11 protein-coding genes are annotated in these 17433 nt (G+C 40.2%); all 11 read left to right on the plus strand.

Features of this window, described 5'->3' with window-relative positions; translation table 11 throughout:
- Nucleotides 1-43 precede the first annotated feature (43 nt).
- The 11 genes from M1P97_RS21310 to M1P97_RS21360 all read left to right on the plus strand — a co-directional run bounded on the left by M1P97_RS21310 (nucleotide 44) and on the right by M1P97_RS21360 (nucleotide 17396).
- Nucleotides 44-2353, plus strand: a complete 2310-nt coding sequence (locus M1P97_RS21310; protein WP_195370946.1) for a glycosyl hydrolase family 95 catalytic domain-containing protein — start codon at nucleotides 44-46, stop codon at nucleotides 2351-2353.
- Nucleotides 2354-2363: 10 nt separating this feature from the next.
- Nucleotides 2364-4304 carry a glycoside hydrolase family 97 protein gene (locus tag M1P97_RS21315; protein WP_249390137.1) on the plus strand — a complete coding sequence of 647 codons (1941 nt, stop codon included), beginning with the start codon at nucleotides 2364-2366 and terminating at the stop codon, nucleotides 4302-4304.
- Nucleotides 4305-4888: 584 nt separating this feature from the next.
- The gene (locus M1P97_RS21320; RefSeq protein ID WP_249390138.1) at nucleotides 4889-5500 is read left to right on the plus strand and encodes an RNA polymerase sigma factor; all 612 of its coding nucleotides are present in this window, start codon (nucleotides 4889-4891) and stop codon (nucleotides 5498-5500) included.
- Nucleotides 5501-5507: 7 nt separating this feature from the next.
- Complete coding sequence (locus M1P97_RS21325; RefSeq protein WP_195370950.1) at nucleotides 5508-6464, plus strand: FecR family protein; 957 nt, start codon at nucleotides 5508-5510, stop codon at nucleotides 6462-6464.
- 149 nt (nucleotides 6465-6613) lie between these two features.
- A complete protein-coding gene (locus tag M1P97_RS21330) occupies nucleotides 6614-9931 on the plus strand; it encodes a SusC/RagA family TonB-linked outer membrane protein (RefSeq protein WP_249390139.1) in 3318 nt (1105 codons plus the stop codon).
- 14 nt (nucleotides 9932-9945) lie between these two features.
- Nucleotides 9946-11661, plus strand: coding sequence for a RagB/SusD family nutrient uptake outer membrane protein (locus M1P97_RS21335; protein WP_195370960.1), 1716 nt, complete (start codon nucleotides 9946-9948; stop codon nucleotides 11659-11661).
- 148 nt (nucleotides 11662-11809) lie between these two features.
- A complete protein-coding gene (locus tag M1P97_RS21340) occupies nucleotides 11810-13378 on the plus strand; it encodes a beta-N-acetylhexosaminidase (RefSeq protein WP_249390140.1) in 1569 nt (522 codons plus the stop codon).
- A 43-nt stretch (nucleotides 13379-13421) separates the two neighbouring features.
- Nucleotides 13422-15296 (plus strand): glycoside hydrolase family 97 protein, encoded by a 1875-nt coding sequence (locus tag M1P97_RS21345; RefSeq protein WP_195370970.1) that lies wholly within the window; start codon nucleotides 13422-13424, stop codon nucleotides 15294-15296.
- Nucleotides 15297-15406: 110 nt separating this feature from the next.
- Entirely contained in the window at nucleotides 15407-15862 is a 456-nt protein-coding gene (locus M1P97_RS21350) for a hypothetical protein (RefSeq protein WP_229058366.1), read from the plus strand.
- The gene (locus M1P97_RS21355; RefSeq protein ID WP_249390141.1) at nucleotides 15850-16602 is read left to right on the plus strand and encodes a polysaccharide lyase domain-containing protein; all 753 of its coding nucleotides are present in this window, start codon (nucleotides 15850-15852) and stop codon (nucleotides 16600-16602) included. Before M1P97_RS21350 ends, M1P97_RS21355 begins: the two co-directional genes overlap by 13 nt.
- 221 nt (nucleotides 16603-16823) lie before the next feature.
- Nucleotides 16824-17396: an RNA polymerase sigma-70 factor gene (locus M1P97_RS21360; protein ID WP_249390142.1), complete on the plus strand. Its 573-nt coding sequence runs from the start codon at nucleotides 16824-16826 to the stop codon at nucleotides 17394-17396.
- Nucleotides 17397-17433: the final 37 nt, after the last annotated feature.

A 17433-nucleotide genomic window follows, 5' to 3' on the forward strand; every position in this document is an offset into this window, starting at 1 on the left:
AGCAACAGCCTTTTTTGTATCTGTATATTAATACCATGAAGTTATGAATTCTCTAATAAGTAAATTATTTTTATTGATATTAATCTGTAGTTGTTGTGATGTGAAAGAGGTAGAACATGTGGAATTTCTACCTCTATATAAAGGTGAATGGAGTACGCCACCATCTAACACTCCTACTAATAAGGTGCCAGATGGAGCCATTTGTGGTAATGGTGATATCGGAATGGTTTGGGGAGGGACTCCGGATAAACAAGTCTTTTATTTTTCTAAAAATGATTTTTGGAAAGCACAGAACGGGTATCCCAATGGCGGGGTTTGCTATGTAGGACAATTACAGATTTCCTCTCCCGCTATGGAAGGGGCATCTTATCACGTTGAACAGTCTATTGCCGATGCTACATTGAAAGGCTCTTTTGCGAAAGCAGATGGTTTTTCATACCGATTAAATGCTTGGTGTGCTGCAACGCAAAACATGGCATTCATAGAGTTGGAGGCTGGCGACAAGCCGCTTCATTTAAACCTCGATTTCGTGATGGATGAAAGTATGGGGGCACAGTTGAGTAATGGTTGCACGGATGATATCAATTGGTATGTACGCAAATTTGACAGTCAAACTTTGGAATGGCCAACAGCCGTGTCGGTGGGAATGTTTACTCTGGATAACAAGAATCTGTCCGGACTTTTATTGGAAAAAGGCCAAAAGGTTTTTGTTGTTTTATCGTTTTGTACAAATCATGAACAGCAAGCTTATGTAGAACGTTCCGTGGAGCTTCTTAAAGCGATAAACAAGGAAAAGATAGCATTTTTGTTTGATGAGCATAAGCAGTGGTGGTCTTCTTTTTGGAATGAATCGCAGGTGGAACTAGGTGATCCTATGCTGGAGAAATATTATTATGGTTCACAATACCTACTGGCTTGTTGTAGTCGGAATACAGATTTCCCTCCCGGATTATGGGGAACAAGCCTGACAATGGATGCGACAGCCGGAGGATGGGCAGGTGATTATCATACAAATTATAACTATATGGCTCCCTGGTGGGGCGTTTATTCCTCTAATCATATCGATTTGTCAGAACCTTATGATACTCCAATTTTGGAATATATGGACAAAGCACGGTCGCATGCGAAAGAATTTTTAGGTAAAGAAGGAGTTTATTATCCAGTCGGTATCGGTCCTAAAGGTTTTTGTTCTAGTATGTTTCCTCTTACATCCGAAGATATGATGAAGCAGTACGGTACTCCTGATACAGGTATTGAAGGTGGCTATATGTTTTTGGGACAAAAAAGTAATGCCTTATTTTGTACGACCAATATGTTTATGCGTTTTTATCATACTTATGATAAGGAATATGTAAAGAAAGTATATCCTTTTATCCGGGCAGTTGCTGATTTCTGGGAGGATTATTTGGTGTATGAAAATGGTCGCTATGTCAGTTATAACGATAATTTTTGGGAAGTGGGACCTTGGGAAGGTAAGAATTGGAAAAAAAATTTTGGAGATATCAATCCGACTGTGTCATTGGGGTTATGTCGTATGTTATTTACTGGCATTATTGAAATGAGTAGATTTTTACAGACTGATGCAGACAAAGTGGAAAAATGGGAACACATCTTGAATCATTTAAGCGAGATACCGACTGTGGATATTGATGGAATAACTCGTATTAAAGCCTGTGAAGGAGGAACTGGGTCAGGAAGTCGTACTGCTCCCGGATTTGGAAGGGTCATGATGCACGGATTGGTGTTCCCTTCAGGGGTATGTGGTACGGTAACTGATTCAACTATGTGCGATATTTTGTTGGACGAGGTGTATCGATGGAAAACCGATACATTACAATGTAGAGGTTTGAAAGATGCCCATTGGGATAATCTGGGTAATGGTTTTGAAACATATTATACGGCTGCGGCTCGATTGGGATACGATGGTGAAAGCTTATTATCAGAGTTAAAAAAACGTATAAATAAAACTGCATTACCCAATTTGTGGATTGAACAAGCCGGAGGAGGAATAGAGACTTTGAGCGCTGTACCTTCTTGTATCAATGAAATGTTATTACAAGGATACGAAGGTGTAATCCGTGTCTTTCCTATATGGCCGAAAGAAAAAAATGCCAAGTTTACTAATTTACGGACTTATGGGGCCTTTTTAGTTTCTTCTTCTTGTAAGGATGGGGAGATAGAATACGTGACAATCGTTAGTGAAAAGGGACGAACATGTAAAATAGAGAATCCTTGGGGAAATACAACTTGTAAGGTTATATATGTCAATGGAGAAGAGACTGTTTATAAATCACAACAGTTCGAAATAAAAACATCTCCAGGGCAAATAATAAAACTAGTACGATTAAATTAATAGTAAGTTTATGAAGCTGTTGAATTTCAATTATTTGATATTGTGGTCCTTGTGTGCTTGTTCTTCAGCCTTGCATGCGCAGGATGCAACGATTCGGTTGGAGACTACTCCGACAGATGACTTATCTTTTTGTGTTTTTTATAAAGGGAAAGAAGTGATAAGGAAATCTCCTTTGGGAATGACCATTGATAATAGAGCCATCGGAAAAGAGGTTCGAATAAAATCAGTTACTCCCGGAGAGCAGACGAATGGCGAGAGATTATGCACTTATACGATTGAAAAACCGGAAGGAGATATCTATTATATCGATACACGCGAATATGCGGACGGAATAGCCTTACGGTACAGAATACCGGCATCGACAAACATCTGTATTTATGGTGAAGCAACTTCGTTTACGTTTCCTTCCCGTACAAAAACATGGTATGCGAGCGGCCCTTTCCAATATGGCTGGTTGCAGGAGTACCAGGATCGGTTTACCGATGATATAGAGGGGGAGATACTAGCTCCTCCAGCTACTTTTTTGACACCTGACGGAGTATATGCGGCTATAACGGAAGCTAACCTCTTTAATTATCATGGTGCGGTTTTATTAGGGACTGAGCCTAATCAGGTTCGGTTCGGCTATGTGGAAAATAAGGGACATCTGGAGACTGGAGTTATTACAGGATTACCGCCTTCAAAATATTGGCATGAAGCGGTAAGGAATGTGCCTTGGATTGTCTCACCTAAAGAAGGTGTAAATGAAGTGATAACTCCCTGGCGTGTTTTGATGTTGGCCGAAAACTTAAACGGCTTGGTGAATAACAAAATATTGGCAAAGGTTTCGGATAAACCAGACAAAAATCTTTTCCCTGATGGTTCGGAAACTGATTGGATTAAGCCTGGCAGAGCTACATTTACTTGGTTGGTGGAAGGTAAAGATCGCCTGAGTATCGGTAATCATAAAAAATATGTAGACGGATGTGCCGAGTTGGGAATTGAGGCCGTTGTGGTGGATGACGGCTGGGAGTTATGGCAACAGACAGAAAAGAATGCGAATGGCCGGACAAAATGGGAAATGTTGAAAGAACTGGTCGATTATGCCGGTGAACGGAATGTAAATATATGGGTATGGCGTTCTTCATCCCCCCGTTCCGGTAATAAAACGGATATCGGATTAGTCGATCCGAAAGAACGTGCTGATTTTATGAGAAAGTGTTCGGAAATAGGTGTCAAAGGTTTGAAGATCGACTTTTTCCATACGGAAAATCTATTTACGGTCAATCTGATGGAAAATATATTAAAGGATGCCGCCAAAGAGAAACTGATGGTCATCTTTCATGGTGTGAATAAACCTACCGGCGATTCTTATACGTATCCTAACTTACTGGCGAAAGAGGCTGTCCGGGGATTGGAAACTGTAGGAGGAGAGAATAGCTGGGCTCCCGGTCCACCTTGGCCTTATCATAACACGGTCTTACCTTTCACTCGTTGGTTAGTGGGACCGGCTGATTATACCCCTTTAAACTTCCGGGCTTTTTGTCCGCCGTCTATAACGTTTGCCCATCAGCTTTCGTCTATTTATATGCTGACATCTCCCATGTTGATCTTTGCAGCCGATATGGAGGACATGCTTTCGTCTCCCGGCCGTTCGTTTATTGAAAGTGTCCCTGTCGTATGGGATGAAACGATTGTATTGCCGGAAAGCGAAATAGGTAAATTGGCAGCACTGGCCCGTCGTAAAGGAGATGTCTGGTATTTGACAGTCTTGAACGGGGAAGAGGCCGGAGTGTTTGAAACGAACCTGGATTTTTTACCGAAAGGGAAGTATAAGATGGAGATAGCTACGGATACTCCCGGTAATAGGAAGTTGATCGAAATAAAAGAAAGTAAGATATGTTCCGGTCAAAAAATGAAAGAACAATTGATGTCCGGAGGCGGATTTGTTGCCCGGATATCTGCTATTTGAAAGCATTGAAATTGTAACGTTTTGAAAAACAGTATTATAATGTTATCTAAGTAGATGTTATGCTCCTGCTTGTATGGATATTATTATACTATAATAAAAATCTTTCATTCCTTCATCTGTAGATACTATCTTGTTTAAGATCATTTATTTACAGATGAAGGAAATGAATAAACTCTCGTGCTCCTATCCCCGTCTTTTTCTATATGTCTCGTCCTGATTTTAGTGGTTCTTTTCAACTAAATTGCAAAAGAAGCACCTATTTCAGGACAAGTCATGTAGGTGTTTGAAAAGGTAAGCAGACGGCTCATACGTCAGTTGCCGTCATTGAAAGGGTGGGAACCAATAGATACAGAAAGCAATAATAATCCACAGAATAAGCAGCTATTTGCTATTTTTTATAGCAATGGCTGCTTTTATATTTGTTGGCTGTATGCAAATGGCGGAAACAGCGAAGTGGTGACATTACAATACTGTTTTGTGAAACAAAGTTAAATAACCACAGCCGAGTCACGGAAACTATAACAGTATAGTATCCTTACTATAGATTCGGTAATAATGTATCATTTATAGAAAAAATACCACGAATGCACAAGATTGAGCAGTTATCAGATCAGCAGTTAATGAAGGAGATCATATCTGATAACTTTAAAGCTTTCACAGAGCTTTACAATAGATATAAACATACTCTCTTTCAGTTTGTCATCCGACTTTCGCACGGCGATCATTCGATGGCAGAAGATGTTGTGCAGGAGACATTTATTATCATTTGGGAGAATCGAAGGAAGATTGTAGTGGAGTTCTCATTCCAGGGTTATCTGAAAAAGGTATCCCGTAACCTATTCCTGAAAGAAACGGCAAAGCGTATCCAGGAACAGTTGATGATCTCACAAATAGAGAATGTTAGCGAAACAGAGAATACTGTGGAGAATGAAGTCGAATTGAACCTTTTGCTGGAGGAAGTCGAACGAATCATATCCTTGTTACCGCCTGCCAGACAAAGAGTTTATCGTCTGAAACATATAGAGCTCCTTTCACAAAAGGAAATAGCGAGCCAGTTGGGTATCTCCGAAAATACGGTGGAAAGTCATCTGAAACAGTCAACGAAGTTCCTCACCCAGATGTTGAAAGTGAACAGAGCTGACTTGCTAAATGATATAGTTTTATTGCTTTATCCTATTTTTTCATTCTTATTTTAAAAAGACTATGAGTAGACAATTAGAACTATTAGATAAATTCTACGACAACAAGGCTACCGAAAGTGAAAAACGTCAGTTAGCCGGACTGTTGAATGATTCAGATCGGTGGGCGGATGATTTTGACGAAATATGGGATCACTCCTTTGGTAATATACCTGAGCCGGTAAATGAGCGGGTTTTTAAGGCACTAAGTGCAACTGCTAAACCTGTAAAGATTAATGTCAGGAAGGTTTTTATGCGCATTGCTACCTACGCAGCTGTTTTTGGTGCTGTTGCCATATCCTTATTCTATTGGAACGAGAACCGGCTGTTAACTAAATATAATGATATGACCGTAGAAGTAGGCCAGGGACAAAAATCGGATATTTCCCTACCGGATGGCACAATAGTTCATCTGAATGCCGATTCCAAACTGTGTTACGGCAGTCATTTTAACGGGAAACAACGTCAGGTAGAACTGATCGGCGAAGCCTATTTTGATGTGGCAAAAGATGCCCAATCTCCTTTTATCGTAAAAGCAGGAGATATCCAGGTGCGTGCTTTGGGGACTTCATTTAATGTCAAGGCTTATCTGGAGGATCAAAATATCACGACTTATCTGACAGAAGGTTCGGTTATCGTTTCATCGGCATGGCAATCTTTTGAGTTAAAACCGGGAGAGGTAGCTGTTTATTCGTTGAAGGAAACGCAGATGGTAAAAAGAGAAGAGGAAAACGAGCGGTTGTTTACGGCTTGGATGAATGATGAAATAGTATTTGAAGATGAGCCGGTAACAAACATAATCAAGTTGCTGGAACGGAATTATAATGTGAAATTCATGCTAAAAGATGATCGATTAAATCAAGTCACATTTTCGGGAACGCTGAAGAATACCAGCTTGCAATCGGCTCTTTATGCATTGCAGTTTACTGCTTCTATTTCTTCTAGGAAGAAAGAAAATGTGATAGAACTCTATATAGATTAACCTTTTAAATTCAGATAGGATGAAAACATAAAAAAGAAACACACAAAAAAGGGAAAGCGCTTGCAACACTTTCCCCGTCAGTCAATTGAAAGAGCGATGTATCAATAAGAAGCTCTTTATTAATTAACCTTTATTTGTTATACAAAAGTATGAATAAAAAATCAGAAACCATTTCTTCTTTTTTATTAAAAGGGAAGATTCTCAGAAGAATGGGGGTATTGTTTGCTTCGGCTGTCATTTCTTCTTCTGTTTTTGCACAGGTAACAGTGAGTGTAAAACAACAAACGATTAAGCAAGCGTTACGTTCTATAGAACAAGTTTCCGACTATCGGTTTTTTTATAGTAACCAACTTCCGGATTTGGATAAGAAAGTCACTTTCGAAGTGAACGACCAATCCATAGAGGCGGCAATGAACAAGTTGCTGAATGGCACAGGCTTGATCTATGAAAAGAGAGAAAACAACCAAATTTATCTGGGAGTAAAAGGCGGAGAAGAAAAAGGAAAAGAGAAGAAGATCACCGGAACAATAGTCGATGATAAAGGAGAACCTGTTATTGGTGCGAATGTTTCCATCAAAGGAACAACAAGTGGAACCATTACTGACATTGACGGGCACTTCAGTCTGGAAGCAAAGTCTGGTGAGACTTTGTTCATATCCTACATAGGATATGAAACTCAGGAAATAATGATCGGTAATCCATCTGTTTATAACATAAAGCTATCGGAAGATACCCAAGCGCTGGAGGAAGTCGTGGTAATTGGTTATGGCACGCAGAATAAGCAGGCGATTACCGGTTCTATCTCTAAAGCAAAACTGGAAACGTATAATATTGTTCCAACAAATAATGTTCTTGAAACGATAAAAGGTAGTATGCCGGGGGTGAATATTGGTGGAACAAATACTGCCGGTAGTACTCCTTCTTTCTCTATTCGTGGTCAGAATTCTACTCGAAATACTGCTGAAGATAATGGAAACCAACCGTTAGTTGTAGTTGATGGTGCTATTTTTAATGGTAGTTTGAGTGATATACCTTCGGATGACATTGAATCTTTTACGGTTTTGAAAGATGCCAGTGCGGCAGCAGTTTATGGTAGTCGCTCTGCAAATGGTGTCATATTGATTCAGACCAAGCGCGGACGTAGTAAGGATGGTAAGCCTACTTTTAACGTGAATCTCTCTTATGGTATCAGCAATGAGATGGAGCGTTTGAAAATTTATGATTCCCCAGGATATTTGAAACGTATGCTGGATATTCGTAGTCTGAACGGAATGGAGGCTGACCCCAATAAAATACCATACTATTTGGAAGTAGAAGAAAAGAAGAACTATGAAGCTACAGCCGATCATCGTCCGACGGTAGAAGACCCATACGATCAGTTTCGCCAGAATGCGTATGATTTGAAAGCGAATATAAGTATTTCCAACAGCTCAGATCTGGCTAGTTATTATATTTCAGCGAATATGACGGACCAGAAGGGAGTTATGATGAACGACCGCTATAAGAACTTTTCCGGTCGTATCAATATTGACACACATCTGACTGATTGGTTGAAGATTGGGGTGAAAAGTAATTACAGTATTCGTGATTATTCAGGAAGTGCTCCAAGTATGGAACAGGCAACTCATTTTAGTCCGTTTGCTTCTATTTATGATGAAAACGGGAATTATTTGCAATTTCCTCAAACAACGACCTCTTTTCAGAGTCCTTATTGGAGCATGCATACCAGTGATACGGAAAAGTATAACAATCTGGGAGCCATTCTGGATGCAACGATTACAATACCTTGGGTAAAAGGCCTGTCTTATTCGATGGTTTATTCAAACAATTTGCGTTGGTCTCAGAAATATTACTTCGACAACGAATTTACGACTGAAGGTTTAGGTAAGAACGGTAAGGGCGAACGTAAATTGAATAACGACTACAATATGTTGCTGGATAATATGATCAAGTATAACAATACATTTGGAGGTAAGCATAATGTAGATCTGACTTTACTGTATTCACGTGAACGTAGTACGTGGGAAGAAACGAAGGGGTACGGAGAAAACTTCGATAATACTGTATTGGGGGATAACAAACTGGAAGATGCAAAGAAACAGACGGTGAATACAGGTTCAGGAGAAAGTGGTGCTATCGGTTGGATGGGACGTGCTACCTATACCTTTGATAACAGGTATTCAATTACCGGTACAGTGCGTCGTGACGGTTATTCAGGTTTTAGCGTGAATAAGAAATGGGGTACGTTTGCTTCTGCCGGTGTAAACTGGAATATTTCCCGTGAAGCATTTATGAAACAGGTAAGTTTTGTGGATAATTTGGCATTGCGTTTATCTTACGGTTCGAATGGTAACCAATCTATTAGTCCGTATAGTACATTGGCGAAAGTCGGAACAGACAAATATATTTTTGCTGGCGATCCTTCTTACTCCATTACGCAATATATTTCTTCTTTTGCCTTGAATAATTTGGGTTGGGAAACAACGACCGGCTTCAATTTCGGTTTAGATTTTGCTGTGTTAGACAACCGTTTGTCCGGAAGTGTAGATGCTTATTCTACATCAACAAAAGACCTGTTGTTTAATTTAGCTTTACCGAGTATTTCAGGAAAAAAAGAAATGTTGTCTAACATCGGTAAGATCAAGAACAAAGGTGTGGAAATTAACTTACATTCTGTAAACATCCAGAATAAAGATTTCAGTTGGACTTCCGATTTTGCTTTCTCTCTGAACAGAAATAAAGTGGCCACTATCTATGGTGACGATAACAATGGAGATGGAATTGAAGATGACTTGATTAGTTCCGGATATTTTATCGGTAAATCGTTGGGTACGATCTATGCCTATAATGTCAATGGAATGTGGCAACAAAGCGATGTAGATAACGGTACGATTATGGAAGGTATGCGTCCCGGTGATTATAAATTGGAAGATGTGGATGGTGATGGTACTATTTCTTCGGATAAAGACCGCCAATTCATGGGTAATTCTAATCCGAACTTTCGTTGGAGTTTTACAAATACATTGAATTATAAAGATTTCTCTTTGATGCTGTATTTTAACTCTGTATGGGGTGGAAATGGATATTATTTGTCTAATAACAACACACCTTACAATGATGGTTACGCAAATAATCCGAATATCAACCATCCCGTATATGATTATTGGACTCCGGAAAATACGGGAGCCAAATATCCTCGCCCGGACTATAAGGTTTCTGCATATCAAGGTGTAAAATACATTGATCGTAGTTTTATCAAATTACAGAAAGTGGCGTTGAGCTATAATCTGACTCGCTTTGTGAAACCTGTCGGATTGGATAATATGGTTTTGTCTGTGAGCGCGGACAACTTGTTTACATTCGCTCCGCATTGGGACGGATTGGATCCTGAAACAGATCAGGGAGTGAGGGATAATGCAATACCTTCTATCCGTACGTACCAGATGACATTGATGTTTAACTTTTAAATTGTTAATTGAAAATGAAAGCTATTAAATATTTATTTGTAGGATTGTTGTTAACAGGGTCTTTGACTTCATGTTATGATCTGTTGACTGAAGAACCGAAAGATTTTCTTACACCCGAAAACTCTTATACGGATAAGAAAGGTTTTGAATCCGCTCTTTCAGATATTTATAGAAATATCCGTAATAACTTCTATGCAGAGAACGATGCTGTTAATAATTATGATTTGTTGTCTGGCTTGGATGTTGACTTGTATATGAAGCATTGGAATCTGGGAGGTCCTTACTTTGAATATTATTTCTGGAATCAGTTTAATGCGGATCATGACATGCCTAAGACTTGGTGGTCTCGTTTCTATTCTTATATTTTTAGTTGTAATGTGATTGTAGAACGTGCCGAAGCAAATGTTGTCCGTTGGAGTTCTGATGCAGAAAAAAATGCTATTGTTGGTGAGGCAAAGTTTTTGCGTGCTTTTGCCTACCGCTTTTTAGCTAATATGTGGGGAACGGCTCCATTAGTATTGGAAGAAACTAAAGATCCTCGGTTTAACTATACTAATTCAACGCAAGAGCAACTTTACAAACAATGTAAGGAGGATCTGGAATTTGCTATCCAATGGATGCCTGATATAGATGATCAGAAGGGTGGTCGTGCTTCAAAAGTGGCAGCACAACATTTGTTGTCCGAAATTTTAATCGGATTGAAGGATTATGATGGCGCTATAAAACAAGCATCAGATGTGATTAATAATCCGGCTATGCATTTGATGACCGAACGCTTCGGTAAATTGAAAGATTTTACATTCGAGGGATATGATTACCAGGGAGAAAAAGAACCTTGGGGTGATGTTTGGTGGGATTTATTCCGTGAGGGAAACTTTAATCGTATAGAAGGTAATGCGGAATGTATCTGGAATGTGCAGTTTGATGTCGATCTCGAAGGCGGTGGAAATGTGGGCCAATGGGGAGGTAACTTTACTATAGAACGTTGGTTTAGTCCGACCTGGTGGAACCGAAAAGATCTTGATGGAAATGCCAATTGGTTGAAAGCCGTTTTAAATGGTCGTCCTTCTGCTGCTGCGTTTGCCAGTGATTACTTGGGACGACAGATTTGGGAATATAAAGATGATTGGGACCGCGATGTGCGTAACTCCATGTATAATATTAAGCGAGTGCATTATTGGACAAATCCGGAAAGTCGTTTTTATGGCCAGCCTATGACTGCCGAAACGATGGCTACACCTTCGCAGATGGACTGGCAGGCTCCAATGTTAATGAAGTTTGTCAGCGATATACCTCATGGTCAGTTCCAGGATCCAACGAGTAAAGAATGGCATGATAATGGCCGAACTTATAAAGATTGGTATATCATGCGTTTGGCAGAAACTTATTTGTTACGTGCAGAGGCTTATATGAATAAGGGAGATTTATCGGCTGCTGCTAATGATATCAATGTTATCCGTAAACGTGCTCATGCGACGCCTGTGGTTTCAAGTGATGTTAACATCGAGTTGATTCTGGACGAACGTGCCCGTGAGCTGTGTATGGAAGATTTTCGTCTAAATACATTGATGCGAACCGATAAGTTAGTGAATCATTTAGGTCTGTATAACCCACAAGTTATCCAAGCCGGATATAAGTTGGATGACCATTTGAATAAATTACCTATTCCTAATTCTGAGATAGAAGCGAACAAAGAAGGTGGTTTGGTTCAGAATAAAGGGTATAATTGATCGTTTTTTATTTAGGCTTTAGTCGAGAAGAGGATGTGTCGATCTGTTCCGCTTTCACATAAGGGTGGAGATTTAGAACTTTTGCCACATCCTCTTTTTCTTTAGAGGAGGGCGAGTTTAGGTGTTTTTTTATAAAGGAGGATGATTGATGAAGAGTTTTTATATAAGTATATTATTGTTTTGGACTGTATCTTTTGTTTGGGCGCAACAGGTCTTATTACCGATGCCTGCCATGCTACAGCATGGAGGGGGAAGTTTCGTATTTAGTAAGGAGGTCGAAATAATAACCTGGGGAATGTATGCCGATAAACTAGGCAAGGAATTTCGACAAGAATTAGAAGGATTGGCTTTGTCGCAAAAAAAAGAAAGCGGTGTAATTGTTTTTGAGCAAAATGTGCAGTCTGGAATGCCTTTGGATGCTTATGAACTGAATATTGGTCGTGATACGGTTCTACTCAGTGCTTCAACTGAATCCGGTCTGTTTTATGCCAAAGCAGCATTACTGCAGTTGATTGATTTTCATAAAGGGACGATTAGCGTTTGTCGGATCCAAGATAGTCCTCGTTTCTCTTGGCGGGGATTCATGCTAGATGAAAGTCGCCACTTTTTTGGAAAGGAAAAAGTGAAGCAATATTTGGATATAATGGTATCTTTGCGTTTGAATGTTTTTCACTGGCATTTGACGGATGAACCGGGATGGCGCATCGAAATTAAACGTTATCCTAAACTGACAACGATAGGAGCTGTCGGTAATTGGCATGATCCGAAGGCTACTCCGGCTTTTTATACGCAGGAAGATATAAAAGAAATTGTAGCTTATGCAACAGAACGTCATATCATGGTCGTCCCGGAAATAGATATGCCGGGACATGCTACCTCCGCTTGCCGTGCTTATCCTGAAATATCAGGCGGAGGAAAAGGACGTTGGGATGGATTTACTTTTCATCCATGCAAGGAGGAAACATTCGAATTTATAAGTAATGTACTGGACGAAGTTGTCGATTTGTTTCCTGCTCCTTATATTCATATCGGAGGTGACGAGGTTCATTATGGAAATCAGAATTGGTTTACGGATCCGGAGATACAGGCTTTCATAAAAGAGCATAACTTGATGAACGAAACAGGTCTGGAGCATTATTTTGTTCGTAGGGCAGCAGATATTGTTGCCTCAAAAGGTAAGATAATGATTGGATGGGATGAAATAGTCGATGCTGAGGTTTCTCCGGAAAAGTCGGTTGTCATGTGGTGGAGGCACGATCGTAAATATCAACTGGTGAAAGCTTTGGAGCGGGGATATAAAGTGATTATGACACCACGTTTACCGTTGTATGGGGATTTTGTGCAGTATCCGACACACCGGATGGGACGTTGGGACGGATTTAATCTGTTGGAAGATGTGTATCGTTTTCCGGCTCCTGTTATGAACTTGGTGCAAGGGTATGAAAACCAGTTGCTAGGTATCCAATTTTCGGTATGGAGCGAACGTTTTGCAGATAGTAAACGGCTCGATTATATGACATTCCCACGGTTGCTGGCTATGGCGGAAGCAGCCTGGACTCCTGTTTACAAGAAATCGTACGGGAAGTTTATGGAAAAATTACCTTATTATCTGGCCTTATTGGGAAAAAAAGGAATTTATTATTTTGATCCGTTCGCCCCTTTTTCTACACCGGAACCTTTTGCTCCGGATAAGGAAGATACATTAAAGAACGGATAAAGGTATTGAGAGAATAGATGTTAAATGTGAAAGTAATCATATCATGAAAAGAACAATTGTTTTATTTGCTGTCTTATTACAGTCGGTTGTTGTTTGCGGACAAACTGTAATACCATTGAAAAGCCCTTCGGAAAAATTGAATGCAGAAATCCAGGTAAAGAATCAATCTGTACAAATTGGTTTGTATGAAAAAGGAGATAAGGTTGTAGATGTGAAAACCCTTCAGTTGGATTTGGAAGAAGAAATTTTGTGCGGTAACTGGTTGGTCACCAACCAAACTAGAAAAGCCATAAATCAAACCTGGCAACCCGTATATGGAGAACGGTCTCTTGTGACGGACCAGTATAATGAGTTGGAATTATCGTTACAATCGGATCAAAACCAAAAGGAAATGACACTGTTCATTCGTTTGTACAATGAAGGTTTGGCTTTTCGCTATGCTTTCGATAAACTAGATTTCTGGAACTGTACGTTGACGGCTGAAAATACGCAGTTCCTCTTTGCTCATGACTGTGATACCTGGGTTACCGGTATGGCGCAAGGTACTTATTCGAAGAAGAGCTTGAGTGCATTGAGTGGAGCTGCTGATCGTCCGCAGGTTATTCAGATTGATGACCATCGTTTTGTTGCAATCGGTGAAGCGGCTTTGGTCGATTATTCCCGTATGAAACTGGAAAAGAGTGAAACAGGTTTTGGAATACAATCCCTACTATCGGGAAAGGTAAACCTGGATTTGGCAAAATACCAATCCCCCTGGCGCTATATTATGGTGGCTACTCATCCGGGGCAACTGGTACAAAATAATGATTTTGTTTTGAATTTGAATGAACCTAACCAAATAGCAAATACCAGTTGGATTAAACCGGGACAAGTGATTCGTGAAGTAACTCTAACAACAGCCGGGGGATTGGCTTGTGTTGATTTTGCAGCAGACAATGCTATTGAATATGTTGAATTTGATGCTGGCTGGTATGGAGATGAATACAATCCGGAGTCAGATGCATCAACTATAACAGTCGATCCTAAACGTTCCAAAGGTCCATTGGATCTCCACCAGGTAATCAAATATGCTGATCAGAAGGGAGTAGGGATTATATTATATGTAAATATGAAAGCACTCTCTAAACAATTGGATCAGATTTTACCTCTTTATAAGAGATGGGGCGTGAAAGGCCTGAAATATGGTTTTGTAGATGTAGGTGATCAATATTCGACAGCTTGGTTGCATCAGGCCGTACGTAAGGCTGCCAAGTATGAGTTGATGGTGGATATTCATGATGAATATCGTCCAACAGGTTATTCTCGTACCTATCCAAATCTGATCACTCAGGAAGGTATCCGCGGCGATGAAGAAAGTCCGTCGTTGGATCAGGCTATTTATACTTTATTTAATCGTATGATTTGTGGGGCAGGCGACTATACAAACTGTTATTTCGCAGAAAGAGTCACAGAAAAGATGGGAGGACGTGCAGGTCAATTGGCTAAATTGGTTGCAATTTATAGTCCCTGGCAGTTTGTTTATTGGTATGACCGTCCGGAAAAATCTCCGGCACGTGCAGGCGGAGCCGGTTCTGCTGAATCGGTGATAAAGACGGATGTAGTAACCCGTTTTTATAATTCTATTCCGACTGTATGGGATGATACGCGGTTTATGGATGGGAAGATGGGAGATTATGCCGTAGTGGCTCGTCGTTCCGGTTCCGATTGGTATATCAGTGTGCTGAACGCAGGAGAGAAGAAGCAGGTATCTGTCCCACTGGATTTCCTGAAAGATATGACAGCCTATAATGCAACTCTTTATTATCAGGCTCCGGGAAAGAAAAAGGATGTGGTAAGCATTAAAACGATGAAATTACAACCGTCGTTGACTTTGGATGTCGAGGCAAACAGCGGATGTGTATTGCATATTACCCGTTGAGAAATAAAATAAATAGGCAATAATAATCCACGAAATAGGCAGCTATTAGCTATTTTTTGTAGTTGTAGCTGCCTTTATCTTTGTTTAGTAATATTGGAGGGAGATAAACAATGAAAATGAAGTTAATCGTATGGAGCGTTTTGGTTTTACAAAGTGTTTGGGCTTTTGGTAAGAGTGAGGGTCGGCAAGCGACAATACTTGTAAAACCTGGTTCGGGAACCTTGCTGCAGGCTATTCGTAAAGCGGCATCTTTGGAAGGAGATGTGATCATTGAAATGAAGGGCGGCGAATACCGCACGGACAAAACTATCGGAATCCACCCAGGTAAATGGTCTTCTTTACTGATAAAAGCGAGGGAAGGAGAAAAGGTATCCGTATCCGGTGATAAAGTGATTCCATTAAGTAGAATAAGACAAGTGAAAGACCAGGTTATCCTGTCCCGCCTGCAGGAAAGTGTACGTGGAAAAGTGGTAGAGGTGGATTGTAAAGGTATTGTCGAGGCTTTGGCTAATATCCGTCCTTCCGGTTTTGGACGATCCTGTCGGGTGTTTGGATGGATGGCGTAGGTAACCGGGTTACCAAATGCGACATATCGGATGCACCGAGCATGGCTATCCTGTTTCATGGAAATGAGCATACGATAGAATATTGTGATATTACGCAGGTTTGTCAGGAAGTAGACGACCAGGGTGCCATTTATTATGGACGTGAGCCGTTGGAACGAGGTAATGTGATCCGTTATAATTATTTCCACGAATTAAGTCCGCGTCATCGGGTAACAGCCACTTACCATGACGACGGTGCCTGTGGAAGCGAAGTTTATGGTAATATCTATTTCAAAGCCGGCTCATTGCCTGTACTGATTGGAGGCGGAATGGATCATAAATACTATAATAATATCTTTATTGATTCTCCTACGGCTATTCATCTGGATAATCGTTTACAAAACTGGGCTGGAAGCATGCTGGATAAAGGCGGTATTTACGACAAACGCTTGCAGGCTGTTAATTATACGCAACCACCTTATAGCGTGAAATATCCGGAATTGGTTAATTACTGGCAGGAAGACCCGGCTTTCCCGAAACGGAACCGGATATACGGCAATCTCTTTTATAATATAACCAACCTGCTGCATGGCAACAGCCAGTGGGGCGAATTCTGGAATAACTGGGCGACTAATGAAGATCCGGGCTTTGTCGATCCGTCCGACCCTTTAAAAGGATTCCGGAAAGATGCCCCTGTCTTTAAACGGATAACCGGTTTTAAAGAGATTCCTTATGCTGAGATCGGGTCGACGTTGAAATAATCTTAAAAGTGTTTCACCTTGATGAAACAAGTGTTTCTCCTAAATGAAACAACTGTTTCTTTAAGGTGAAACACTTTTGGGCTTGTAGTTTAACGATTTTAGAAAAGCTGATATATGCAGTTGAATAATCTGTTGTTTCGATTTTTCTGATGACGGAGTAAGTAAATGTTTGATTTAAATCGTTTTTGTTGTGTAATTGTTATACCGGCGATTCTAATCTTATGAAATTAAGTGGAGAAAAGGGAGATTTGATTCCACGGGATGAGGTGGAATTATTTAAAAAGATATATGTAGCCTATACCCCTGACTTAGTTGCTACAGCAGCCCGGTATGTCGGTATGGTAACGGCAGAAGACCTGGTGCAGGAGCTTTTTTTGAAGGTTTGGAATCAGAAACTCTTTTTATGTGTCAAAGCTTCCGAACTTAAATATTTTTTGTTTGCATCTCTTCGCAATGCCTGTTTGGATGTGCTGAAACACGAAGAGGTAAAACAAGGATATGCCGAGTATTATAAGAAAGAGTTGATGATGGAAATATTATCTTGCTCTGAACAGCCTTTTTATTATGAGGAAGAAAACGATAGCCTCAATACTCTTTTTGGGAAAATTAATCAATTACCTCCTAAATGCCGGGAAATATTTCTTGCCTCTTACATCGATGGGAAAAAAGCATCCGAAATAGCCAATGATAAGTCCATCTCACAACGTACGGTAGAAGCTCAATTGTATAAGGCCTTGAAAATACTACGCGGAGTGCTGACTATATTTATTTTATTTTTTTTCATTTCTGAGTAAGTAAATCTTTAGTGAAAATCGTTTTCGGGATAGAAAA

Origin of the sequence: Parabacteroides leei (assembly GCF_023369805.1) — a bacterium.
Taxonomy (GTDB): Bacteria; Bacteroidota; Bacteroidia; order Bacteroidales; family Tannerellaceae; genus Parabacteroides; species Parabacteroides leei.

What these genes read in the sequence shown, in the direction of transcription:
- M1P97_RS21310 (WP_195370946.1), top strand. Translation starts at nt 44, where the DNA reads ATGAATTCTCTAATAAGTAAATTATTTTTATTGATATTAATCTGTAGT.
- M1P97_RS21315 (WP_249390137.1), top strand. Translation starts at nt 2,364, where the DNA reads ATGAAGCTGTTGAATTTCAATTATTTGATATTGTGGTCCTTGTGTGCT.
- M1P97_RS21320 (WP_249390138.1), top strand. Translation starts at nt 4,889, where the DNA reads ATGCACAAGATTGAGCAGTTATCAGATCAGCAGTTAATGAAGGAGATC.
- M1P97_RS21325 (WP_195370950.1), top strand. Translation starts at nt 5,508, where the DNA reads ATGAGTAGACAATTAGAACTATTAGATAAATTCTACGACAACAAGGCT.
- M1P97_RS21330 (WP_249390139.1), top strand. Translation starts at nt 6,614, where the DNA reads ATGAATAAAAAATCAGAAACCATTTCTTCTTTTTTATTAAAAGGGAAG.
- M1P97_RS21335 (WP_195370960.1), top strand. Translation starts at nt 9,946, where the DNA reads ATGAAAGCTATTAAATATTTATTTGTAGGATTGTTGTTAACAGGGTCT.
- M1P97_RS21340 (WP_249390140.1), top strand. Translation starts at nt 11,810, where the DNA reads ATGAAGAGTTTTTATATAAGTATATTATTGTTTTGGACTGTATCTTTT.
- M1P97_RS21345 (WP_195370970.1), top strand. Translation starts at nt 13,422, where the DNA reads ATGAAAAGAACAATTGTTTTATTTGCTGTCTTATTACAGTCGGTTGTT.
- M1P97_RS21350 (WP_229058366.1), top strand. Translation starts at nt 15,407, where the DNA reads ATGAAAATGAAGTTAATCGTATGGAGCGTTTTGGTTTTACAAAGTGTT.
- M1P97_RS21355 (WP_249390141.1), top strand. Translation starts at nt 15,850, where the DNA reads ATGGATGGCGTAGGTAACCGGGTTACCAAATGCGACATATCGGATGCA.
- M1P97_RS21360 (WP_249390142.1), top strand. Translation starts at nt 16,824, where the DNA reads ATGAAATTAAGTGGAGAAAAGGGAGATTTGATTCCACGGGATGAGGTG.